Origin of the sequence: Colwellia sp. KU-HH00111 (genome assembly GCF_040362745.1) — a bacterium.
Classification (GTDB): domain Bacteria; phylum Pseudomonadota; class Gammaproteobacteria; order Enterobacterales; family Alteromonadaceae; genus Colwellia.
Window position 1 is genome coordinate 21,702 of the sequence record NZ_BAABWO010000012.1, and the last position, 24,977, is coordinate 46,678.

The window sequence follows — 24,977 nt, forward strand, 5'->3', positions numbered from 1 at the left end:
ATGATTAACAAAGCGACCAATAATGATGCTATTAACTATCCGGCATTGGTAGAAAAAATCAAGTCTTGGGGGGAAGAATTAGGCTTTTCTCAGCTGGGAATTACCGATATTGATTTATCTCAACATGAACAAGCCCTAGAAAAATGGCTAGCGAACAATTATCACGGCAACATGGATTATATGGCTCGTCATGGCCTAATGCGTGCTCGTCCGGCGGAGTTAGAGCCAGGAACCGTCAGAGCTATTAGTGTGCGCTTAGATTACCTTCCTACCAAAGCAAAATGCGCCCGGATCTTATCGGCTAAAAATCATGCGTATATTAGCCGTTATGCGTTAGGTCGAGATTACCATAAGTTAATGCGCAAGCGCCTACAGCAACTAGGCAAAAAAATTACCGACTATTGTCAAAACTTTAACTTTCGCCCTTTTGTTGATTCTGCCCCAATATTAGAGCGGCCTTTAGCCGAAAAAGCAGGCTTGGGCTGGGTTGGAAAACACAGTTTGCTGTTAAATAAAGAAGCCGGGTCATGGTTTTTTATTGGTGAATTGTTAATAGACTTACCGTTACCCGTAACCGCAATCGCGCCAACGACTAATGATTGTGGTAGTTGTGTTGCGTGCATAAAAATATGCCCTACAAAAGCCATTGTTGAACCTTATGTGGTTGATGCACGTCGTTGTATTTCTTATTTTACCATTGAATCGCCTGATCCTATCCCCTTAGAATTAAGGCCCTTAATGGGTAATAGAATATATGGCTGTGATGATTGCCAACTCATTTGCCCATGGAATAAATATGCCAAACTCAGTTTGGAAGATGATTTTCAAGCGCGACACCATCTTGATGAAATAACACTGTTAGCGTTATTTGCTTGGGATGAACCCTATTTTCTTAACAAGCTAGAAGGCTCACCGATACGCAGAATAGGTTTTCAAAGCTGGCAACGTAATATTGCAGTTGCCCTTGGCAATGCTCCATTTGATGTCAACATCATTAATGCACTAGAAGAAAAACGTGCAAGCGCATCAGCAATGGTAGACGAACATATCAGCTGGGCAATCGCGCAGCAACAATCCAAAAATATCAGCGGCAATGCTCAAGACAATAGCAAAACCAGTAATAATGCGACAATGCGACTTAACGCGCGTTTGATCCGCTCAGTAGAAAAAGGCTTACCTAGGGATGCATAATCCTAACAAAAAAGTGGTATTATACTGTTTCCGCATACTCATCTATCGCCTGCAAAGCGACACAAGTTTCTTGGTATAATACATAAACGTTATCTACACAATTTGACAGTTTGCTACTGTTTAATAAATTAGACCACTGAGCACACAACCGTTTCAATGTCTGAGCGCACAATATATCGCCATTTAATGCTAATGCTGCAACGGCCAATTGCGCTGCTTCTATATTATGCGCTTTAATAGCAGCCATTAAATTATCCAGTTGTTGGTGATTATCTTGGGTGTAATCATCAAGCATACATAAGGCTAGCTCAGCTGTACCTTGATGATGTAGATATTGTGCAAAATCAAAAACCTTATCAGCCCCTTTCTCTCGGTAAATATTGGCTACCTCAGTAATCATAAAGTCCTCTGGCGTCTCTATGCTTTGCTCTTTGTTAGCTTGCATAGTTGAAACTTTAATAGCACTTTTGTGATTCTTGGGTTGAAAAGGTTTTAACCACGGCGCCAGCGCCTGACTTAATTCAGCTAAGGTACTGTCTTTGGTTAGCGTGCCAAGATGCCAGTGGTTGTATTTTTGACTATTCTCTGATTGAGGAATAACAGCCGTTAAGCTAAACACGGCAATGTTAATTAAAGGTTTATGTGCCATTTCAAGCAAAGCAGTTTCAGCAAACTCAGTAATGAGTATGCTATATTGACCTGATTGCCATTGCGCTTGTTGTGAGGCTTTATGCGCAACTACCTGCACTTGTAAACCAAGCCAAGACAATAGACGTTGTAACGGCTGATACTTTGCTGGCGAATGAACCGCAAGCAATACCGGTAGTTGCGTGGCAAGATATTGAGTTTGCTTAAAAGCCTCAGCAGGCAATAGTTGATTACTGGTATGATCACTACTTAATAATGCGTTAATATTAGACAAAAAGCTTGTTTTACAAAAAAGTTGCTCGCTTTGGCTATAAAAACCAAAGTGTTTATAGCTCAGTTTAGGGGATTGCAATACCATCAACTTAGGTTGCAATCTCTGTGGTAAGGCATGTATTTTCGATGTTATTGCGTCTAAATGTTGCTCTACCATATCACTAGCAACCACTAATACATCTACTTTATCGCATTTAAGGTTGTCAGCATCAATTTGCTGTTGCAGCTGGTCAAATCCAGCCAATTGTTCAAATTTTCCTTTGGCACAGTGAATGCTATTTTTAACAATACTGGAAATTGCCAGATTATCAGACAACATCATGACCTTAATATTGTCTAGTATCAGTTTATCTGTGATATCGGCTTGTGTTGAGTTAGCCAATGGCAGTTCAAATACAACTTGATACCCCCCATCAATAAGTTGTGCAAACAGATTGTCTCCATGGTGCTTGGCAAATAATACATTAAAGGCGGAAATTAATGGTGATCGAGTATTGGCTGGCGTAATAAGTAATTGCTTTATTACATCAGGTAACGTTTTAATTAAATGATGTTTGACCTTCAGTCCAAAATTAACAATTTGTTGCCCTTCTCGTTTGTCTTTTAATTGCACGTCAAAACCTACCTGTATTCCTTGGTAGTTATCTAAACAAATATCGAGCAACAAGCTTATTAATTGTTCAAACAAACGAAGATCGATTTTAACCAAAGTCGCTAACTGCTCATCACAGGTGATTAAAAACTGATGATTAGCTAAGGGTTGTCTTAGCGCTTTATTAAACAGAATACTATGAATTTCATCGATCAAATTAATGTCGTTTAGTACCAATACCGATGTTTCTGACTGCATTTGAACGCTTAATTCAAACTGTTTTATGTGTTGGTAGAGCTTGACTAGTGGCTCTGTTATATTCACTGCATTGAAATTGCTTTCATTAAACACAAGTCCCTGTTGTTGTTGAATTAATAACAAGGTTCTCTGAGCTAAATACTGATAGCATTGTAATTCGGTCGTTAACAGAAAATCCACAGTCTCTCGGGCTACATGCTTTTGCTGTTCTAGGTCTTGCTGTAATTGCGCTATCGTGTGTGATTTCTGCGCTAATAATTGTTGATTAGCCTGATACTGTGCTGCCAACGCCTGATATGCTTGCTCTGAGTGTGTTGGTTTAGCAATGTGTTGCAACTGCTGTAATATTATTTGTGTTTCTTCACAGTTGGCGCGAATGCTATTTTCTGGTTGCGCTTGTAAACTCTGCTTTATTATATTGACGCTTTGTAATATTGACGTTTTAATTTTCAACTTTAATCGCCATAGAGAATAACTCAAAAATAGCAACATCAAACAAATAGTAGTCATTAGTATCAATTGTATTTGCTTGTCAGTTAAAGAGAAACCGAGTTTGCTCAATAGCTGTTCAAAATAGTTACTGGTATTAACATACTGGGCACTATGAGGTTGAAGCAATATCTGGCGAATTTTTTGCTGTTGAACTTTTAGCTTACCATGATAATCATGAGCTAAACGAATATAGCCTTGCCACTTTGATAACGCCCTTTGCTCTGAAAAAATAATTTTTTCAAACGTCTCCATTTGTTGAAAAACATCAGTTAAATAACGTTGCGCTTTATCTTGTTTTAAACGGTTATTTTGTGCAATGGCTTGGTCTGCATTTAAACGAAGTAATTCGAAGCTGGCGATAGGGGTACGCATAGATAGTTGTTCAATGCTTTCTAACAGTTTACCTACTAATGCTTGGTAAGCCTGCAATGCATTAAGTTGTTTAAGCCGTTGAGCATATTCACTGGCATTATTAAAGGTCACACTACGCTTGGCTTGTTTTGCCTGTAGTTGCTTATCTAGTGCGAGAAAATCTGTGGTCTGCTTGTCAATTTTGGATCTTAATGAAAATAGCATCAGTTGCAACTGAATAATACTATTTTGCCTTAATTGCTCGTTACGTTCCTGGTTATCTTGAATGCGAGCAACAATTTCTACCGCTTGTTTATTTTCATTTAGCCACTGCTGATAACGTTGTACATTAGCATCATTAATTTGGAGTAACTGTTGATTTACCGTAATCAACTGAGCATGGAGTTTAGTATAGTTTTCACTATTATGACTATCGAGTAACTGCTCAATAAGTGCGTCTGCTGTTTGTAAAACCTGTAGGTGCTTTAACTGTTGCTTAATTGGAATTAATTGCTTTTCTACTAGCGTTTGCTTCGCTGCACTTTGATGATAGAAGGTTGCACCGACTAGTCCTATTATTAACATTAGCATAATAAATAAGGAAACAAAGTGTAACGAGAATTGTAGGTATAAGGGTTTGTGGGTATTACCTTCTTTTGGTTGCATCAAGGTTGTATCGTGCTGTGATTGCTCAACCGAGGCATCAATGTCGCTCATAGCTATTACTATTCTAAATTCCTTAGTGTCTTTAGTTTATACTAAAGACCAAGCAAAATAATAGTATGAAAACATTAAATTAGCGCTTTTTACTCACCCACGCCCATTGCATTTCACACTCTATTGGCTGTTGACCTGACTCATCAGTAATAGTAACCGGCACCATAAGTTCGCCTTTATCCTGTTGTTCAATGCTCTCAATTTGTGCAAGTGTCATATTCGCAACTGCTGTTAAGCTCCCAACCATTCTACGTTGATAATGAATAGTCATTGATTTAAGCAAAGGCACGCAATGATCGGGCACATTCATACCAAACACTATACCTGTAGCTGACTCAGCCAATACTGCTGCCGCGATGGCATGAACTCCACCAATATGATTTCTAACCGTTTTTGTATTCTTTAACGTCAACACCGTTTGCTGGTGTGTTACTTTTTCAATTTTGACCCCAGTTGTTCCAGCGAACTTAACCGTAAAATTGAAAAACCGTGTTAACAAAAATGACTGCATAAAAAGCGGTGCTTTATGAACTTTACTTACGAAAACACTAAATTTGTTTGCCATGCTATTGTCCTAAACTGTTAACGTTATTGTAGAGATAATAATTATTGTCCACTAAACTGGTCAGACCTGCAATATTTTATTGTAAATACTGCTAAATTATCGGGCTAGGTACAAAGGAATAGGTCACTCAGATAGACAATTTAATGCTATACAGTTAGCCATTTAGAATAATTACTGCTTAATTATTGTTCTCATTGAGCCGATAACCTTTCTATAATCAAACCTCTACTCAATGCTAGTACGCCTTGGGTAGCTTGGGTATATAACTTAACTTTAACGTTATAACATAGAGCAGGTGATATCATGACTATAACTACAATAGCGTTATCTCAACAACAAACTTATCAACAAGAGTCTAGTCAACACCGAGAAGTTTCCTTAACATCGTCCAATCGCTCTACACCGTCTCAAAGACTCACAGAAACAAGCACACCTTTCACTTCAAACAATCTAGGGCATGTAAATACGGTCACATCTGATCAAATTGACGCTGAGCCGGTTACCTACGAAAAACCTCAAGGGGTTAGGCTTCAATTGATGGTGCTCGTTTTAGAGCGATTTTTAGGACGGTCATTAGATATTAGCGATTTCAGCTATACCTCTAGTACCAACAATTTAGAAAACACCACCAACAATCTTGGTACAGCCAATGAATCAGCTTCAACATCAAATGCTGGGCTAATCAACATTGATGGTGCAACATTTAATCTTGGGGATTTATTGTCTGTAGAGCAATGGCATAACCATGAGCAGCAGCTCAACTATCAAGTCAGTGGGCAATTCAATATTAATGAAAAAGCATTATCTCTTCATTATGATTTAGCGATTACCAGTAAGCACAGTAGTTATAGTAAAACCCAAGTAACAGCTGCAGCATTAAAAGACCCACTCATTGTACAATTTGGCTCACAAGGTTTAGGAAATATTAAAGGGCAAACAAGTTTTGCAATTAATCAAGATGATACCTTGGATAGTTTACCTATTTTTTCAGGCGATGTCGGCTATTTAGTTTATGACCAAAATGATAATCAACAAGCAGATGATGGTACTGAGTTATTTGGGCCTAAAACAGGACATGGTTTTACTGAACTGGCGCAGATGGATAGCAATGAAAATGGTTTCATTGACCAAGGTGATCAACAGTTTGAACAACTCTATTTATGGCAACCAGGTGATGAAAAGCTACCGGAGCGATGGTTATCATTAAAAGGTGCTAAAATACAAGCGATTAGCTTATCAGCTATCAACACTCCTTTTGATTTTTACGACCAACAAGGAGAAATACAAGCTCAATTACGACAGTCAAGTTTTGCCATAAGCGAAAATGGTAGTGGGCGTGGCGTACATCAGGTTGATGTACGCATATAGTCTACTAACGTTTCTACCATTTACTACCCACCTCCCTCACCCCTCTAACACAAATACAAATAAGAATTGATCTCATTTGCATTTGTGTTAGTATGCTCGCCAATTATCATCATTGAAGTAATTAATGGAATTGTAATGAAGTTGAATCAAGTGTTTATTGGTATTAGTTTAGGGTTTATAGGGCTTTCAAATGCTGCGTACGCAGAGGGAAATAACAACAAGGGTACGTCCATTGAAATCATTAGCATCAACGGCACCTATTTTAATGACTACCAAGTTGAGGATGCATCAGGTGCGATGCGATCAAATGTATCCTTGCTTGAAACCGCGCAATCGGTAACGGTTATTCCAGAAACAATTATTGACGAACAGTTGGCCACAACCTTAGGTGAAGTACTCAACAATGACGCTAGCTTATCACCGGGATCTAAACAAAGAAACCGAGAAGTATTCAGCGCTAGGGGCTTTCAACTAAGTTCATCCACAGGCTATTTACGTGATGGTCATCAACATTGGTCTCATTATCAACAGCCTATAGAAACCTTATCTCGAGTTGAAGTTATAAAAGGTCCGTCAAGTATCTTATATGGGCAATCAGCACCAGGGGGGTTAATCAACATGGTAACCAAACAACCTTCAGCCTCACCTCTATTAGAATTAAGTGCCGATACGGATCAAAATGGGTCAACCCGTTTTATGCTTGATGCTGGCGGGGAAATAACCACTGACACTAATTATCGTGCTGTTGTAGTAAAACAAGACGTTAACTTTGCTCGTAATTATCACAATGGAGAAACCAGAACCCGTGACCGCTTTTTAGGTTCTTTGGTGGTCGAGCACCAGCTGTCTGATAGTCTGGTTATTAATGGTTACTATGATCGAACTAACGACAAAGCAGGTTTAGATACAGGAGCATGGCTAGACAGCAAAGGTGATGTCATTAGTGAGAACAATACAATCAATGATTTTTCGTGGGCGTTCACCGATATAACCGTCGAAAACCTTGGTGCCAAACTAACCTACTTCATAAACCCACTGTGGGAAGTTAAAGTTGGCTACAACCAGCAACAATTTAACAGGCAACGTTTTGAATCGTCACCGAAAATACCTTCAGATTATCAATCAGGTGACAGCTATATTTCAAAGCCTTATGACCGTTCAGATGACTGGCAGTTTAAAACGGCTTTTATTGACCTAAATGGTGAGCTGACTATAGCAGGCATTGAACATAAGTTGCTATTTGGTGCTAACAGTCTTGATTATTATTACGGGCAACTAAAAACCAATGGCGCAGCCATTAATTATACGCCCGGCGACATTGAGCCTTTAAAACCAGCTATCAGTTTTACTACAGATACGAGCTTAAGTACCTCACAATACGATTATTACGGCTTGTACTTTCAAGATTTAATGACACTCAATCAGTATTGGCAAGTAGCCATTGGCGGCCGTTATGATAAACAAAATAAAGAAGGCGCCAATAACGAATCCTTATTACCAAAAATAGCAGTGCTGTATCACCCAAGTGACCACAGTACTCTGTATGCAAACTATTCTGAAGGTTTCGAGCCACAGCGAAGTGAAACCATCGAGAATGAACAGGACAAAAATTTTGGTATGCGCATTGACGCAACGACGTCAAAACAGATAGAAATAGGCGCAAAGTGGGAATTATCAGAACGATTATTGTTAAATTCTGCTATTTTCACCATCGAGAAAAGTGGCACACTTATTTCTGAACAACTACTTGATGATCCAAACTACGAGAGCATTACCACGCAGTCGGGGCGGCAAATACACAAGGGCATTGAGATGTCTGCACAAGGTGCAATCACTGATAGATGGTTTGCTATCACCTCAGTGATGTACTTAGATGCTAGCTATAAAGAAGATCAAACCTATGAGGGCAATACACCCGCCGATGCTCCAAAGTGGTCTGCTTCTTTATGGTCACGCTATGAATTAACCGAAAAATTAGCCTTAAACGCCGGAATTTTCTATCAAGGTGAACGCTATGCCGATAATGCCAATACCGTCACTAAAGACGGTTACAGTCGAGTTGACCTTGGTGCAACTTACCAAGCCGCTATTGCAGGTAAAAAAGTAGCATTTCGGTTAAATATTGAAAATGTGCTCGATACGAACTACCTCGCTGGCGGCGGCATTAACAACGTCACCATTGGAGAGGGCTCTACAGCCCGTTTTGAAGTAAAAACCTCATTTTAGAAGTTTATGCGGGAATTGTTGGCTCAAGTAAAACTAATACCATATAAGAAATAGCCTATATGGTATTACAACAATAACCTGACGATTAGAGATGCACATGAATAGTAGAAAATTCTTTTTTTGGTTTCACCTTATTATAGGTTGTAGTACCGCAGTTTTTATTTTCCTAATGTCAATAACCGGCGTTGCGCTAACCTATGAAAGGCAAATAATTCAATCTGCACAGCGTAGCGATTATCCTGTCATACCGAGTGAAAATGCCATCCGACTGCCACTAGACGATATCATTGAAATCGCTAAACCCTATCAGGGAGAAAAAACACTGTCGATTAGTTTCGCTAATGAGATCAATGCTCCTTTTGTGATCAAAGCTGGCCGAAAAACACTTGCTTACATTAATCCATTTACCGGTGACATACTCTCTGAGCCTGCCAGTGAAACAAAATTACTTTTAGCTAAATTAAGAGCCTTTCATCGGTGGCTAACCCTAGATGGAAAATTTAGTGACACAGGACGTTGGGTTAATGGCATAGCCAATGTATGTTTTTTGTTACTTACACTCAGCGGTTTATATTTATGGCTGCCGGCTAAATTCAAAAAAAGAGCATTTAAACAAAAACTCACTCTAAGTAAAAGTCATCAAAGCAGCCATGCTAGAGATTATCAATGGCACAATACGTTTGGTTTCTACATGGCTCCCTTATTAATAGTAATAACTGCAACTGCGATGTTTTTCTCTTTTAAATGGCCAAGTGAAACCTTAAAGTCATTGGTGTCGCTGGAGCAACAAACACAACCAAAAGCACAGATACTATCGGCAGCAGAACAACCTCTGCAGTTGTCGATGCAAGCATTGTTTAGCAAGGTAGCAAGTACAAGTATTAATTGGCAGTCAATAAGCTTTTCAATTGCCAAACAACCGCAACATTTACAAAAATTTTATGTGGATATGGGTAATGGTGGTGAGCCACAGAAGAAAAGTGCCTTGATAATAAATACCATCAACGCGAACGTAATTGAACTGCAAACGTTTGAAGACAACTCTACGTACCGTAAAGTCAGAAGCTATATACGCTTTTTACATACCGGTGAAGTATTCGGCGTTGTAGGTCAAACCATAGCCGGGCTCGCATCGTTATTGGCGTGTTTATTAGTATACACTGGCATAGCTATGTCGTGGCGACGGTGGCAAAAAAGCCGAAAATCAGTCGAATATTAACGGTATGAGTGGACACAATAAAGCGGCGTAATACCACTTCATTGTTCACTTTTGTCGGAAGTTTATCACGTTAGCATTTGAAGAAGTGCTGTTGATAAACTTTTAACTCCGCAATAGATTCACGAATATCATCTAGCGCCAAGTGAGCACCTGTTTTTACCACTTTATCTAACACTTCTGGCTTCCAGCGTCGGGCAAGCTCTTTTACGGTACTAACATCTAAATTACGATAATGAAAATAATCTTCAAAATCTGGCATGTATTTATTGATGAAACGCCTGTCTTGACCAATGCTATTACCACACATGGGTGATTTACCTTGAGGTACATACTGCCGCACAAAGGCAATAGTTTGTGCTGTAGCTTCTGCCAAGCTCACTTCACTTTCTCGACAACGCTTAGTTAAGCCAGATTGACCATGGTGTTCAATACACCAGTCGCTCATGTTGTCTAACACCTCATCAGGTTGTTTAATAGCAAATACTGGCCCTTCTGCCAATATTTTTAATTGGCTGTCGGTAATAATAGTGGCAATTTCTAACACTACATCAGTTTCAGGCTCTAGCCCTGTCATCTCTAAATCAAGCCAAATTAAATTGGTTTCTTTACTAGTCATAAATATCCCTTAAAAATTGCACAAGCAATAGCGAGTAATTATCAGTATAATAGCCGACAAATAACTAGGATTAAACAAAATGATCAACACTTGTGGCTAAGAAAAAACTAACCAAAGGCCAACAACGGCAAATTAAAGCGAACCACGACAAAAAGTTACATAACAAAGTAGCGAGCAGTAAAGTCCAGTGGCAAGATGAAGATCTAGGTCCTACCATGCAGGGCACAGTCATCAGTCGCTTTGGCCAACATGCTGATGTTGAAGGCGAAGACGGCACCATTTACCGTTGCAATTTACGTCGTTCTATCAGCTCTTTAGTTTGCGGAGACAAGGTATTATGGCGGTTGGGCAAAGAAACTGAACATAGTATTCGCGGTATTATTGAGGCAGTACATGATCGCGATTCTGTGTTAAGTCGCCCAGATGTTTATGACGGGGTAAAACCTATCGCTGCTAATATTAGCCAAATTCTAATTGTTTCTTCCTTATTGCCCGCCTTTAATAGCGATATAATTGATCGCTATTTAGTCGCTGCTGAACAAACCGGTATCACGCCAGTTATCGTGTTAAATAAAACGGATTTACTCAACCAGCTCAATCAACAAGAGCAGGATGAAATAGAACAACAATTGGAAATTTACCGAGCCATTGGTTATCAAGTGCTTTATGGCAGCAGTCAAACCAATGAAGGGATAAGTGAAATTAAGGCACAACTTAGCCAACATGTAAGCATTTTTGTTGGTCAATCTGGGGTCGGAAAATCTACCTTAGTTAATGCCTTAATGCCTGAACTTGGTTTAATGACACAAGAAGTATCGCAAAATTCAGGCTTGGGGCAACATACAACAACCGTAGCGCGATTATACCATTTCAACGATGGTGGTGATTTAATCGACTCTCCCGGTATTCGCGAGTTTGGTTTATGGCATTTATCATCTGATCAGGTATTTAATGGCTTTATAGAATTCGAACAATTTCAAGGCTTATGTAAATTTAGAGATTGCAAACACCAAAGCGATCCAGGCTGCGCTTTAACTAGCGCAAGCGAACAACAAATTAACCCTAAACGTTTGGCTAGTTTTCAGCGCATTATTGCCAGTTTAGGTGACAACAAATTAACCTCACGGTTTAATGACTAACAGCAAAAGGAAAAATACGTGTCTTCAAAGAACAACAAGCTCTCCGATAAAATTAAAATCACCTTACAATATATTATGCCTAAACATGCTTTGTCTCGTTTAGTAGGCAAACTAGCTGCGGCTGAAATGGGTTGGTTAACCACCAAATTGATTACTCTTTTTATCAAGGCTTATCAAATCAATATGAGTGAAGCAAAACTCAAAAAAGCCAGTGATTTTGCGACATTTAATGATTTTTTCACTCGTGAACTAGAAGAAGGGGCACGTGCTATCGAGCCCAGCACTAACACCTTATGTTACCCCGTTGATGGCGCAATCTCTCAGCAGGGTGATATTGTCGACGGCAAACTCATTCAGGCCAAAGGATTTGACTACACGTTAACTTCACTTTTAGGCGGTGACACAGCGACCGCCGAACCTTTTCAGCAAGGTAAGTTTTCTTGTATTTATTTGGCTCCAAAAGATTATCATAGAATTCATATGCCAATGGCAGCAACGTTACGTGAAATGATTTACGTACCGGGCGAATTATTTTCAGTAAACCCATTAACGGCAAATAATGTCCCCAATTTATTTTCACGTAATGAAAGGGTTGTGACTATTTTTGATACCGAACATGGCAAACTGGCGATGGTGCTAGTAGGGGCAACCATCGTAGCCAGTATTGAAACCACTTGGGCTGGCACAATTACCCCGCCAGCAGGCAAAGATATCTTTAGATGGCATTACCCAAAAGAAGGCGTTGATGCAATTACCTTTGAAAAAGGTGATGAAATGGGACGTTTTAAATTAGGTTCAACTGTTGTCAGTGCGTTTGCGCCTAATATGATCGAATTTGCGCCTGAGGCTGGTCCTGAAACCGTGACTCGGTTAGGCGAGCATTATGCAACATTAACTAATGCAACTAACGCTAACCACAATGAATAAATTAAGGGTTGCTCATTAATTCAACAAAGTATACGATGAAGGTACAAGTATTACGATTAGGTTCGTAAGCAACGAAATAATTTTACAATTATCTATTCAGGATTAAAAAGATGGCACGTGGTAAATCAGCAGTTAAGCCAACAGAAGCAGAGCTAACTTTACTCAATATTCTTTGGCAGATGGGTCCAGCTACCGTTAGACAAATACATGAAAAAGTCAGTACAACACAATCAACTGGCTACACAACCGTATTAAAAATATTACAAATAATGCACGAAAAATCGTTAGTTATTAGAGATGAAACTAATCGTGCGCATGTTTATGCTGCCGCCAATAGCGAAGTGCACACTCAGTCTTCATTGATTAAAGACTTGATAAGCAAAGCATTTGGTGGTTCAACCTCTAAATTAGTGATGCGCGCTATCGATGAATCGACCTCTGCCGAAGAAATTAACGATATTCGTCAGTTGTTAAACTCTTTAGAAAAATAACATTCAACTCCCGCTTAACAAGGCACATAATAAATAAAAAATGTTTGAGAATTTATTCAATAGTCCATTTTTAAGCAGTTTAGCACTCACCTTATTGCATTTTTTGTGGCAAGGGATACTTGTGGCTGCTGTATTAAAGTCGACCTTGCTTATTTTTAATCATAGCAAAGCCCAACTTCGCTATGCACTCTCAACATTAGCGATGTTATCTAACTTGTTATTGCCGATAATAACCTTTGTGATCATTTATCGCGCAGAGCTTACCTCAGCAAGTGCTAGTGTAAAGTCAGTGGCATTAAGTGAGCTTATTCAAGAGTTGAAACAACCAGATGCCTTATTTAGTTTCAAAGAATTAACAGAATTACTCCCTTCATTATTACCCTATATTTCTTTTTTATGGTTGACTACAGTGACCCTATTGGCAGGTAAACTGTTGATAGAAATAACAAGAGTCAATAAACTTCCTCAACAAGGAGCCATTGCGCCTAGTCAGCAATTACAAACAAGGTTTGAACAACTGGCAAAGCAGTTACAGTTAACCATAATGCCTCAACTTTTAATTTCGTTGAAAGTTGAAGTGCCTATGGCCATTGGTTGGCTTAAACCTGTGGTGCTACTACCGGCTAACATGATCAGTGGTTTAAATAGCGCACAGCTCGAGATGCTAATTTTACATGAACTCGCTCATATTCGTCGTCATGATTATTTGGTAAATTTTATACAAACCCTAGTAGAAATTTTACTGTTTTTTCATCCGGGCGTGCTGTGGGTTTCTAAACAAATGCGTAATGAGCGTGAATATTGTAGCGATGATATTGCCGTGCAACATTGTGGCGACGCTGTTGCCTATGCCCATACCTTGGCAGATACTGCATCTTTGTGCACGCGACCTCACAATCATACTATTCCCGATATGGCAATGGCGGCATCTGGCGGTGATTTAAAACAACGAGTTATTCGTTTGGTCGACCACCACTGCGCCCCAAAAAACAACATTAGTAAGTGGTTTGCGAGTGCTACCATTATTTTTTCAGTGTTGTTACTGTCGAGTAAACAGTTACTGACTATGCCATTACTCGATATTTTACATAATGAGAACCCTTGGAAACAGCCTAAAACTGCTAAAGATAGTCACTTTAACGCCCCCGTGCATACTGACATAAGCAGTAGTGACTTGCCAAGTCAAACAATCGCACAACAATTATTGGCACCACCAGCAGCGAAATTAATTCAAACAAATAATGATGACCCTCAAAGTTCAAATCAACAACCTGACGCTTTCATCGCTGCTAAAACGATTAAAGCTCCTCTAACAAGTCAAGCCAGTAAGGTCACTGACACCACAACTATTGCTGAAACAACTAACCAAATAAAAAGCATTGAAAACAGGGCTATTTTGCCTGAGCCCAGTTCGATAATTGAACAAAAGAATACTGAACAAAGCCAAACTGAACGGGTTGTGGCCACGCGTAAAGACGAACGTGATTTTAATACACAATTAGACAGTTTATCGGTTAAAGCCTCTGGCGCAATAACTAAAACAATTACCCAAAACCTGGATGCTAAATCATCATCCATGGTCGAAAAAGCATTTGAACGCACTAGCGCTGATAATCCATACCAAGCGGAACTCACTTCATTATCAGCATCACAAGAGACGAACACTTCAACGAATAACGCAATACCAACAGACACCAGACCACAAAAATTGACTCTGGCAGAGCCATCTATTGCGACAAATCCTTTTGGCCAGTTTGACAAAAAAAAGGTAAATAATCAGCAAACGCCACAACTCAGTAATGCACGTTTAAGCACAACTGAAATGGTTGATAATAAAACACAACTCACGGCTTTTTCAGACAACAGCAATGTGAAAACAGCGATCACTAGTTGGCAAAACGCTGAGCAGTTAAAATCTGTTGATCCAGTATACCCTAGTGTTGCAGAGCGAAAAGGTATAGAGATTGAAGTAGAAGTTCACTTCACCATTGATGTTAATGGTCACATCAAAGACATTAAGTTTGCTCATCAAGACAAAGTTAATTACTTCAAAAGCTCTATACGTTCTGCCATAAAAAAATGGCGCTTTATTCCAGCTAAAGTTGATAATCAACCAGTTGAAAGTCATATGGCTAAAGTATTTGCCTTTAGCCTGCAAAGTTAACCGCGTTTGTTATTCATTTTTGCTTTACGCTTTTCCATCAACTGAAGCCACTGTTGTTGTTGCTCTGTGGTTAACACATTAAAAATCGCATGCTTAGTCTTTGCTTTGGTTAATGCCTTTTGTGCAAAAGTAGACTGATAAGCCGCATGTAATGCTAGATACGCTTGCTCATCAAATGCTTCCGCTTGGAGTAGTGCTTTTTCTTCTGTTTTAAATTTTTTCATAGATTCACGTAATATTTGATTCTGCTCTTTAGCTTGGGCTTTCAATGCATCAATCTGTACCTGCTGCTCCGCCGACAAATCCAATTTTTTGATCATCCTTTTTTGCATTTTCGCGCCAAAATCACCTCCTCGCTGATGATAACGTGGTGAATCAAAAGTGTTACCGCCGCTAGCGGCATTAACGCTAGAGATACTTGAAAGCGCGATAACAGCACAAAGTGCTGAAGTGGTAGCAATTGTTTTCATTGGTTTGATAAGATTCATAATATACTCCAAAAAGTAAAGTGGTAGTGGTTAACGGTGAAAGGATTAACTGATGTTAATTCCAAGTTGATTAAGTATAAATAATTCAATGCAAAGAAACGCAAAGCAAATGTAAAGGTTAGGTAAAGCTTGCATCAACTTGAGATATACTGATAAAGAATCAGGTAAAATGCAGCCATGCCATTAGATAAAATAGTAATAGAATGTATTTTAAAGACGATTCTTTAAACGCATATATTTGAAAGCTGAAAGCGAGTTTCATTTGAATAAAAAACAAATACTACTGATAGATGATGATCACGAATTGGCCGAATTACTGGTGGATTATTTAGCGCAACAAGATTTTATTGTGCAATGCTGTTTTGATGGCCAATCTGGATTAGAGCAAGCCTATAGTGATAAGTTCGACCTTATTTTACTTGACGTGATGATGCCTAAGTTAGATGGCTTTGACGTATTAAAAGCCCTAGGTAAAGCACATAAAACACCTATTTTAATGTTAACAGCCAAAGGCGATAATAACGACAAGGTAAAGGGCTTGGAGTTAGGCGCTGATGATTACCTAGCTAAACCTTTTCATCATCAAGAACTCTTGGCGCGTATTAACGCAATCTTGCGCCGTATTCAATTGATTAACCAACAAAATAAGCAAGCGTTTCAACAAGGCAATGCTATTTTATCAGTCAACGACATTGAACTAAAACATGCGACACGCACAGTACTATGTCATGGCAACACTATAGAACTAACAGGCACAGAGTATCAAATTCTAACGGCACTAGTAGAACATCATGGACAAATTATCAGTAAGGATACTCTTTCTGAACAAGTACTAGGCCGAAAGCTAAGCCCCTTCGATCGCAGTATTGATGTGCACATAGGCAATATTCGCCGTAAATTTTTACCTTTTTGCTCGATTGAAAAAATCAAAACGGTTCGAGGCGCAGGTTACTTATTTTTAACCGGTGAAACACAATAAACAAAGAGTGGTAACCATGCCTGTCAATATTAAAGTGCTATTCTCATCGTTCACCATAAAACTCTTTGTGTGGTTTTGGCTCATTGCAATTATTTCAATTGTGAGTACACGCTTTATCTCTCAACAGCTTTCCAATGATGCGTTTTATCAGGTTAACAGTTCTGCCACAGAGCCAAAGGAATTGCATAAACTACGCAGTATCGCTAGGCGTATAGAAGCTTCTAAGTCCAAAAACCTTACTGACTTTATAACCAAAAAACATAAAAGAGCAATACAAGGCCCTTTTAATTTATGGTTTAAAAGTATTGAGCAACCACAGCAAATAACGAGTTTACTAGCCCTACCACCAAGGCATCAACAAGCATTAACAAACCACCTAGGTAGTCAAGCTTTTAGCCAGATCCAAACCAGCATCTTGGCACATACACGAATTACTGGCCCGGTTGAAATAGAAATTAACAACCAAAGCTACCAGTTGTTTATTTCTCGAAAGCAACATCCTCGTCGATTTGGCCAACTAGTGCAGGCTATGCCCTATTGGGCCCGCATTACTATCCCTGCATTTATTAGTTTTATTCTGTGTTTGTTGCTCGCTCACTCCTTTAGTAAACCTGTGCGGCTGATCAAAAAAGCGACGACAAAACTAGGTAAAGGTCAATTCGATACTCGGGTTGAAGGAATGACCAAACGAAAAGATGAATTAGGACAATTAGCCAATAGCTTTAATGAAATGGCAGAGCAACTGCAACAACATCAAAGTGCGCAGCAACGTTTGCTTGGCGATGTATCTCATGAGCTTCGTTCTCCATTAACAAGGTTACAAATGGCCATAGGTTTAGCACAACAAGAGTTAACCTCGGAGCAAGCGCGACAACAATACTTGCAACGCTGCCAGCGGGAAATCACACGTTTAGATAAAATGATAGAAAATGTTTTAGTCTTATCTCGATTAGAAAATACAATTCAAACAATAACGTTTCAGCACGTGAATATAAACGCATTAGTGCAAGATATTATCAATGACGAACAGTTTGTAGCAAATAAAAAGTCAATCACTATTGAGCTTAGCAAGGCTAAAACAATCAATATATTAGCTGATCAAGCATTACTGGCTAGCGCCATTTCTAATGTATTGAGTAATGCCGTGAAGTATAGCCCAGAACAAAGCACGATTAGTGTCATTTTATCAAGCAACAAGGAGGCTGTTAGCCTAGTCATCAGTGATCAAGGTGACGGTGTGCCTGAGCAATCTTTATCAAAATTATTTAGCCCATTTTACCGTGTGACTCTTGCTAGAGATCGCGACACTGGAGGCACAGGTTTAGGTTTGGCTATTGCAAAGCAAGCTATAGATGCACACCAAGGTAAAATTTTTGCTAAAAATAATGCAGTCAAAGGATTATCTGTTACCATTCAACTTCCTTATTTGAAATAGTTATCCAACGGAATCGAGGCGCATATAGGCATATGGACACTTCTCAACTTGATAAAAAATCACCTTTTTCGGCAATTAAATGGATACAAAGCATACTTATTGTTTTTTTTGTACTTTATTTGATCATCTGGGCCATTTCATCACCTGTTAGCAAATACTTTATCAAGCCGATATTGCACGAACAGGGGCTAGCACTCGCTTCGCAAACAAGTATCAGCTACAACCCTTTTCTTAGTCAGTTAACAATTAGCGATTTGAGTATATATCCAGTACAAAAGGATGAAACACAAGTGGTTTTTTCTCTTGAGAAACTCACCGTTCGTTTAACTTTATTTCGGTTGTTATTTGATGAAATTGCCATTAGCAAGTTCGCGTTGAATGATGGTTATATCAAAATTGAAAAAAATGCTACTCAGCTAATCATTGCCGGGGTTGATCTCAATAAAGCAAGTGCTGAGCCTGCGAAAAAAGAACCCGTTGCCAGCGAAGCTACGCCATTTTTATATCAAGTCCTTTTACCTAAACTTGCCATAAATCGCTTCAATATTGAAGTTGATAATAAGGTTAATAATGAGAGAAGCCAGCATCAAATTAACATAAGTGCCTTATTAATTGAGCAATTAATAGCAAGCCAAGGCTCACAACAAGCGAAGCTGACATTACAAAGCATAGTTGATTCCGCAGAATTAAAGGTATCGGCTGATGTTACCTTTGAACAAGGCCAAGGCGAAATAGCCAGCGTACTCGCTTTAACCCAATACCCCCTTGAAAAAATTAAGGGTTATGTAAGCGAATTATCAGACTTAAGTGGCAAGTTGTCAGTTAATAGCGAGCAACGCGTAATCATTGCACCCGAGCAACTAAAAGTTGCAGTCAGTGAGGCCAAGCTCACCAATAATAACCTTGCTCTTGAATATCAACAGCAGTTTTTTAAGTTAGCTCAGTTAGAGCACTCTTTTAAAGATATTGCTTTAACCTTGAGCCAAGGCAAAATGACTGAGCTAACTGGTACAAGCCAATTAAGTCTGAACAAAGCCGATATATACTATCAACAGCCTAGTCAAAAACTAGCGCATTTTGAGCAATTATCACTCAATGATATCAAACTTGAATTTACCGATAAACCACATGTGAACATTGCAAGCATAGTGATGGATGATATGTTTGCCTCAAAGAATGAAACGTCTGAATATGCACCTATACTCACGCTTAAACAGTTTCATATCAGCGATATTCAAATTAATGCTCAACAATTAGCAATCAATAAAATCAGTTTAGATAACCTACAAAGTGAGGTGATTTTAAATAAAGACAAAGCGCTGGCTAATTTAGTATCGCTGCCTGTTGCAAAACCAGCAGAGCAAACCATATCTGCCGATAGCCAAGCAACTCAACAAGCGCCAGACGTTGAAAAACAAGCATTCATTATATCTTTGAATGAATTTTCATTAACAAACGATAACACTATATCGTTCATAGATAATAGCGTAGACCCAATTTATAAACGCAGTTTTTATATTGATACCCTTTATTTAGGGCCGTTAAGTAATGCTAAAGATAAACAACAACAGCAAACGCCTTTTGAATTAATTGGTCGCAGTAATAAATATGCTCATTTTACATTTAAAGGTTTCACCCAGCCATTTGCACAAAAACCTGTTCATCACGTAAAAGGCTACTTAAAAGAACTATCGCTACCAGCCGTTTCAACTTATATGAAACAAGCGATGCAAATGGAATTAAAAAGCGGTCAACTCAACACAGATATTGATGTTACCCTAACCGGTGAGCAACTTGATGGCAAAGTTGCTATTTTACTTCAAGGTTTAGAAACCGCCATTGCCGATAGTAATGAAGCGGGTGCTTTAATTGACCAAGGTGCCCTACCATTTAATATGGCGCTTGGTATGCTAAAAGATAGAAATGGTGGTGTAGAATTAGACGTCCCTTTATCAGGCTCAACCTCTGATCCACAATTTGGTATGGGCAGTATAGTTACCTTAATCACACAAAAAGCGATATGGATGGCAACACAAGATTATCTGATGAAGACATTTGTTCCTTATGCCAACATTGTATCTGCTGCCATGACTGTGGGAGAGTTTGCGTTAAAACTTCGTTTTGAAGACTTAATTTACCAAGCCAAGCAAATAGAGCCCAATGATGAGCAACAGACCTACTTAAACGCTTTTATTGCATTGATGCAAAATAAAAAAGACACCCGAGTTAACATTTGCGCCATCAGCACACCTGACGATTTAGATTTACCTGCAGGTAGCAAAATTACTGATAAAAGCCAAATTAATCAACTCAAAGCCATAGGTGAGCAACGAGAAGAAGCATTTAAAGATTATATTATTAAACATGGGCAAATAGAGTCATCAAGGTTACTACTTTGTGCGCCTAAAATTGACAGCAGCAAGGCTGCCAAACCAAGAATAGTATTATCGGTTTAACCGTCACCTTAAGTGGCTATGTTCGACTTTTGCTTATTGCTCCTTGTACCGTTTTAATAGTTGTTCATAGCGCTGTTGTGAAATGATAAAAAAGTAAAGGCTCATGACAAAAAACATCAAAACACAGCAAATTAACAGATATGTGGGATACCCTATGCTTGCATAGACAATACTAGTTTCTGGAGAGTCGGGATTAAAAGCAATTTTAATCCCGTTATCAGTCAGCACTGAATAAAAATCACTTGCTTGGATAGTTTCGCTACCAAAATAAGCATTACCCATAATAATGTATTGATATTCAAGGTAGACTTTTTGTCCTCCACCCTCTTCGCTAAACAATTCTTGTTCAAGAATTTGAGCTTCTATTTTTGGCCAGTTTTGAAAATGTTCAACTCTCAATAAAAAACTGACCAGTATCGCGGTAAATAAAATGCCTAGACAAAAAGCATAACTGGCTATTTGGTTTTTTTTCACGGTTATTTATACCTTTATAGTAGAATTGCTAATCATTAATACGGCGTATTACAAAGGGAAGGTGCTTTTTGATGCCTTCTTTCATTTTTGCTCTTGTCAGTTCATCGGCCCAATAATAAGTTAACGCACTTTTGATTAATACAAAGCTAATTAACGCTGACATCAAAGAAATAATTGCCATAAAAGATTGACCAATCTTATTAAAAACTAACAACATAGCAATAATCCAAGTAACAATGATAAACCAAACTTGTCCCGAAGCTTTATTTCCGGCAAGTACTAGATGAAATGCGGTAGTGAATATTGGCAATATGATTAAATGAACAGGGAGTTGACCAAGCCCAAAATAAGCCAAAAGACTGGCGATTTTCAACCCATATTCAACTAAATAATACCCATAAAGTAGGCCAAGTATTAGCATACAAATGAATAATTGCCTTGGCCATAGTTTCATTTTAAATGTACTTATTATCTGAAGGTGTTAATGACTGCTATCAAGCATGATAGTGTATATTAAAACTACTATAGCAGACTTAATATAAAAATGTGCATGGACTTTTAAACGTGCCATTCCTTATTATTTCCTTTAACATCAATCTATTGTGTTCACTCCTGTATAAAAGTGTTTTCATTCCTAAGGCGTTATCTCTCACATTTAAGCGTGTTAGATGATCAATCTTTCTTTAATTGATTTATAACGCTATGCTTATTAGAGACATTGGTTGATCTTTCAAGCGCTATTTTAAACACTGGTTCTATTTGGCATGAAGCAATTAAAAGCAATATTATTCGCAGATATAAGTGGGAGCTCTGCTCTATACAAAAGTACGGGGAATCAATCAGCTAAAGAGATGGTCGATTTTTTACTTGATTCTTTAACTTCTCTTGTATTCGAAAATAACGGGCAAATTATCAAGAATATTGGTGATGAAATCATGACCTGTTTCGATACTTGTCAAGATTGCATTAAGACCGCCAATGAAATGCAATTAAAGTTTTGTAGCTTGTTACAACAACCCGATTTAGCTTTGAGCATTGGTGTAGGTTTTGGTGAAGTCATCACGGATAAAAACGATTTATTTGGTGAGGCCGTTAATGATGCAGCTCACCTAACTCATGTTGCTAAGGGTGGACAAATACTTTTGACCGATAGTGTTTATAAAGAACTAGGTGAAGCCACTAAAAATAATATCAACGAATTTGATCGTGTCATTATTAAAGGGGCCATGCACCCTTCTTTAATCTATCGCTATTTTTGGCAAAATAAACGCGATGTTGATAGTGAAACACGGATAATGTCTGTTGAACAGATCATGCAAGAACTTGAGAGTATGGTGCTGCAAATTACCTATAAGCAGCAAGTCATTATATTGGAAAGTAACAAACTACCTTTTTATTTCGGCAGAGATGAAAAGAAATGTCAGCTGAAAATAGAAGCCGATCAAGTTTCTAGGCAACATTGTCAAATCAAATTCAGTCGAGGAAAATTTGTCCTAGTTGACCATTCTTCTAATGGTTGCTACATAACCGCATCAGATAATGTTGAACATTATATTAGACGTGAGGAATACCCTATTATTGGTAATATATTGCTCTCGCTAGGTGTTAAAGCACAGAGCGGAATAAGTGATATAATAGCGCTATCGATAAAACCGATGAAAGACTGCACAATAGTATAACAATTCAAAGCCTATTTCAGTGGCCTGGTAATCAAATTAGCCTTTAAATATTTCAATTACTCCACCAACATCCACTTTAAAATAGCAATATTATCACTGCATTTTTCATCCCTCTTTTTATCACAACTATTTATACAAATGTTGATGATGAAAGCGCAAGTGCTGCTCAATAAAGCTCGAAATAAAATAATAACTATGGTCGTACCCTTCATGAGATGCCAGGTCTAAAGGGTAACCAACCAATTTTGCTGCTGCCTCAAGTGTTTCTGGCTTTAGTTGTTCTGTCAGAAAATCATCAGACAAGCCTTGATCAACTTTAGCAGGTACAAACTGTGTTGCTTGTCGCATTAGCTCGCTGGCATCGTAGTTCCGCCACGCTGATTGATCTTTACCTAAATATGCAATAAAAGCCTTTTTACCCCAAGGACACGCCATAGGATTAGCAATGGGGCTAAATGCCGACATTGAGCAGTAACGTTCAGGGTTTTGCATAGCAATAGTTAATGCACCATGGCCGCCCATCGAATGTCCGCTAATCGCCCGTTTATCAGATACAGGAAACGTTGCCTCTATAAGCTGTGGCAACTCTTTTACTATGTAATCATACATTTGATAATGCGCATTCCAAGGCGCTTGAGTTGCATTGACATAAAAACCTGCGCCTTTGCCTAAATCATAATCTTCATCATCTGCAACATCTTCACCTCTAGGACTCGTATCAGGTGCTACAATGGCAAGTCCTAATTGTGCAGCAACATTCAATGCTCCCGCTTTTTGCATAAAGTTTTCATCGGTACAGGTTAACCCCGACAACCAATATAACACCGGAACTTTTTGCCCTGTAGATACCTGTGGCGGTAAATAAATAGCAAATCGCATAGTACAGTTTAAAGAATGTGATTGATGGCTGTATTGCTTATGCCAACCACCAAAACATTTATTCGCACTTACGTTCTCAATTAAATAATTGGCTGTCATGATAAAACCCTAATTTAGAATCTCTTCAGTTTTTGGTGACTGAAGAGATTATTCAACGCTTAAAAAACTAAAAGTAAAAAGTGGTTGGCATTACTTATCAAAGTGAATAACGGAGCGAATGCTTTCACCTTTGTGCATTAAGTCAAATGACTCATTAATGTCTTCTAGCGCCATAGTGTGGGTTATAAAATCACTTAATTTAAATTCACCCGCTAAGTAACGTTCGACGTAATCAGGTAATTCAGTACGACCTTTAACACCACCAAATGCAGTGCCGCGCCAAACACGACCTGTAACTAACTGGAATGGGCGGGTTGATATTTCTTGTCCTGCGCCAGCAACACCGATAATCACGGACTCACCCCAGCCTTTATGACAACACTCCAAGGCTGAACGCATTAAGTTAACATTACCAATACATTCAAATGAATAATCAACACCGCCGTCTGTCATTTCAACAATCACATCTTGAATTGGTTTCTCGTGTTCTTTAGGATTAATGAAGTCTGTTGCTCCGAGTTTTTTCGCTAACTCAAATTTACTTTCGTTGATATCAATAGCAATAATACGGCTAGCTTTTGCCATGGTTGCACCAATAACAGCAGACAAACCAATACCACCAAGACCAAAAATAGCAACAGTTGCCCCCTCTTCAACCTTGGCAGTGTTCATAACTGCGCCCATGCCGGTAGTAACGCCACAGCCAAGTAAGCAAACTTCCTCAAGAGGGGCAGCTTTATTCACTTTCGCTAAAGATATTTCTGGCAACACGGTATATTCAGAAAAGGTTGAACAACCCATATAATGAAAAATTGGTTGGCCGTCTTTATAGAAACGGCTGGTACCATCTGGCATTAAACCTTTCCCTTGAGTCTCACGAATTTTCTGACACAGGTTTGTTTTACCCGATAAACAGAACTTACACTCACCGCACTCTGGTGTGTATAAAGGAATCACATGATCGCCTACCTCAACACTGGTAACCCCTTCACCAACTTGCTCAACAATACCGCCACCTTCATGACCCAAGATAACCGGAAAAATGCCCTCGGGATCTTCTCCAGATAGCGTAAATGCATCAGTATGGCAAACACCCGAAGCAATCACCTTTACCAACACTTCACCCTTACGCGGTAACATAACATCAACTTCTTCAATTGATAATGGTTGTTTAGGACCCCACGCAATAGCAGCTTTTGATTTGATAAATTGATCGGTCATTTGATTTCACCCTTATTAGAAAGTAGTTAC

General features: G+C 38.8%; 20 protein-coding genes. 12 read left to right on the forward strand and 8 right to left on the reverse strand.

The genetic code is table 11. From position 1 onward, the window contains the following. A complete protein-coding gene (gene queG, locus ABXG98_RS17555) occupies window positions 1-1,191 on the forward strand; it encodes a tRNA epoxyqueuosine(34) reductase QueG (RefSeq protein WP_353540006.1) in 1,191 nt (396 codons plus the stop codon). Window positions 1,192-1,210: 19 nt separating this feature from the next. Here queG and ABXG98_RS17560 read toward each other — a convergent pair whose 3' ends face one another. Further along, the gene (locus ABXG98_RS17560; RefSeq protein ID WP_353540007.1) at window positions 1,211-4,522 is read right to left on the reverse strand and encodes a hypothetical protein; all 3,312 of its coding nucleotides are present in this window, start codon (window positions 4,520-4,522) and stop codon (window positions 1,211-1,213) included. A 79-nt stretch (window positions 4,523-4,601) separates the two neighbouring features. Beyond that, a complete protein-coding gene (locus ABXG98_RS17565) occupies window positions 4,602-5,087 on the reverse strand; it encodes a DUF4442 domain-containing protein (RefSeq protein WP_353540008.1) in 486 nt (161 codons plus the stop codon). 303 nt (window positions 5,088-5,390) lie between these two features. Between ABXG98_RS17565 and ABXG98_RS17570 the strand changes: the two genes are divergently transcribed. The 3 genes from ABXG98_RS17570 (at window position 5,391) to ABXG98_RS17580 (ending at window position 9,900) form a co-directional block, all read left to right on the forward strand. Continuing rightward, window positions 5,391-6,455 carry an SPM autocatalytic domain-containing protein gene (locus ABXG98_RS17570; protein ID WP_353540009.1) on the forward strand — a complete coding sequence of 355 codons (1,065 nt, stop codon included), beginning with the start codon at window positions 5,391-5,393 and terminating at the stop codon, window positions 6,453-6,455. 135 nt (window positions 6,456-6,590) lie between these two features. Continuing rightward, a complete protein-coding gene (locus ABXG98_RS17575) occupies window positions 6,591-8,681 on the forward strand; it encodes a TonB-dependent receptor (protein ID WP_353540010.1) in 2,091 nt (696 codons plus the stop codon). A gap of 97 nt (window positions 8,682-8,778) precedes the next feature. Further along, the gene (locus ABXG98_RS17580) at window positions 8,779-9,900 is read left to right on the forward strand and encodes a PepSY-associated TM helix domain-containing protein (RefSeq protein WP_353540011.1); all 1,122 of its coding nucleotides are present in this window, start codon (window positions 8,779-8,781) and stop codon (window positions 9,898-9,900) included. Between the two features lie 70 nt (window positions 9,901-9,970). On the opposite strand, the gene orn is transcribed toward ABXG98_RS17580, so the two are convergent. Further along, window positions 9,971-10,516, reverse strand: coding sequence for an oligoribonuclease (gene orn, locus ABXG98_RS17585; protein ID WP_353540012.1), 546 nt, complete (start codon window positions 10,514-10,516; stop codon window positions 9,971-9,973). Between the two features lie 92 nt (window positions 10,517-10,608). On the opposite strand from orn, the gene rsgA reads away from it, so the two are divergent. The 4 genes from rsgA (at window position 10,609) to ABXG98_RS17605 (ending at window position 15,237) form a co-directional block, all read left to right on the forward strand. Next, the gene (rsgA, locus tag ABXG98_RS17590; RefSeq protein ID WP_353540013.1) at window positions 10,609-11,655 is read left to right on the forward strand and encodes a small ribosomal subunit biogenesis GTPase RsgA; all 1,047 of its coding nucleotides are present in this window, start codon (window positions 10,609-10,611) and stop codon (window positions 11,653-11,655) included. Window positions 11,656-11,673: 18 nt separating this feature from the next. Next, window positions 11,674-12,582 (forward strand): archaetidylserine decarboxylase, encoded by a 909-nt coding sequence (asd, locus tag ABXG98_RS17595; protein WP_502901570.1) that lies wholly within the window; start codon window positions 11,674-11,676, stop codon window positions 12,580-12,582. A 110-nt stretch (window positions 12,583-12,692) separates the two neighbouring features. Then, window positions 12,693-13,073 carry a BlaI/MecI/CopY family transcriptional regulator gene (locus ABXG98_RS17600; protein WP_353540014.1) on the forward strand — a complete coding sequence of 127 codons (381 nt, stop codon included), beginning with the start codon at window positions 12,693-12,695 and terminating at the stop codon, window positions 13,071-13,073. Window positions 13,074-13,194: 121 nt separating this feature from the next. After that, window positions 13,195-15,237, forward strand: coding sequence for a TonB family protein (locus ABXG98_RS17605; RefSeq protein ID WP_353540015.1), 2,043 nt, complete (start codon window positions 13,195-13,197; stop codon window positions 15,235-15,237). Here the strand turns inward: ABXG98_RS17605 and ABXG98_RS17610 are convergent. Next, entirely contained in the window at window positions 15,234-15,725 is a 492-nt protein-coding gene (locus ABXG98_RS17610) for a Spy/CpxP family protein refolding chaperone (RefSeq protein WP_353540016.1), read from the reverse strand. The genes ABXG98_RS17605 and ABXG98_RS17610 overlap by 4 nt on opposite strands. A gap of 262 nt (window positions 15,726-15,987) precedes the next feature. Here ABXG98_RS17610 and ABXG98_RS17615 point away from each other — a divergent pair, with 262 nt between their 5' ends. From ABXG98_RS17615 to ABXG98_RS17625, 3 genes are read left to right on the forward strand one after another with little or no spacing between them, the layout of a single operon-like run. Further along, window positions 15,988-16,704, forward strand: coding sequence for a response regulator (locus ABXG98_RS17615; protein ID WP_353540017.1), 717 nt, complete (start codon window positions 15,988-15,990; stop codon window positions 16,702-16,704). A gap of 16 nt (window positions 16,705-16,720) precedes the next feature. Next, window positions 16,721-18,139, forward strand: coding sequence for an ATP-binding protein (locus tag ABXG98_RS17620; RefSeq protein WP_353540018.1), 1,419 nt, complete (start codon window positions 16,721-16,723; stop codon window positions 18,137-18,139). Window positions 18,140-18,171: 32 nt separating this feature from the next. After that, entirely contained in the window at window positions 18,172-20,595 is a 2,424-nt protein-coding gene (locus ABXG98_RS17625) for a DUF748 domain-containing protein (RefSeq protein ID WP_353540019.1), read from the forward strand. Between the two features lie 33 nt (window positions 20,596-20,628). Here ABXG98_RS17625 and ABXG98_RS17630 read toward each other — a convergent pair whose 3' ends face one another. Further along, window positions 20,629-21,069 carry a DUF3592 domain-containing protein gene (locus tag ABXG98_RS17630; protein WP_353540020.1) on the reverse strand — a complete coding sequence of 147 codons (441 nt, stop codon included), beginning with the start codon at window positions 21,067-21,069 and terminating at the stop codon, window positions 20,629-20,631. Window positions 21,070-21,097: 28 nt separating this feature from the next. Next, a complete protein-coding gene (locus ABXG98_RS17635; RefSeq protein ID WP_353540021.1) occupies window positions 21,098-21,490 on the reverse strand; it encodes a hypothetical protein in 393 nt (130 codons plus the stop codon). Between the two features lie 343 nt (window positions 21,491-21,833). Between ABXG98_RS17635 and ABXG98_RS17640 the strand changes: the two genes are divergently transcribed. Next, window positions 21,834-22,748, forward strand: coding sequence for an adenylate/guanylate cyclase domain-containing protein (locus ABXG98_RS17640; RefSeq protein WP_353540022.1), 915 nt, complete (start codon window positions 21,834-21,836; stop codon window positions 22,746-22,748). A gap of 126 nt (window positions 22,749-22,874) precedes the next feature. Here ABXG98_RS17640 and fghA read toward each other — a convergent pair whose 3' ends face one another. After that, the gene (fghA, locus tag ABXG98_RS17645; RefSeq protein WP_353540023.1) at window positions 22,875-23,726 is read right to left on the reverse strand and encodes an S-formylglutathione hydrolase; all 852 of its coding nucleotides are present in this window, start codon (window positions 23,724-23,726) and stop codon (window positions 22,875-22,877) included. A 90-nt stretch (window positions 23,727-23,816) separates the two neighbouring features. Then, complete coding sequence (locus tag ABXG98_RS17650; protein ID WP_353540024.1) at window positions 23,817-24,947, reverse strand: S-(hydroxymethyl)glutathione dehydrogenase/class III alcohol dehydrogenase; 1,131 nt, start codon at window positions 24,945-24,947, stop codon at window positions 23,817-23,819. Window positions 24,948-24,977: the final 30 nt, after the last annotated feature.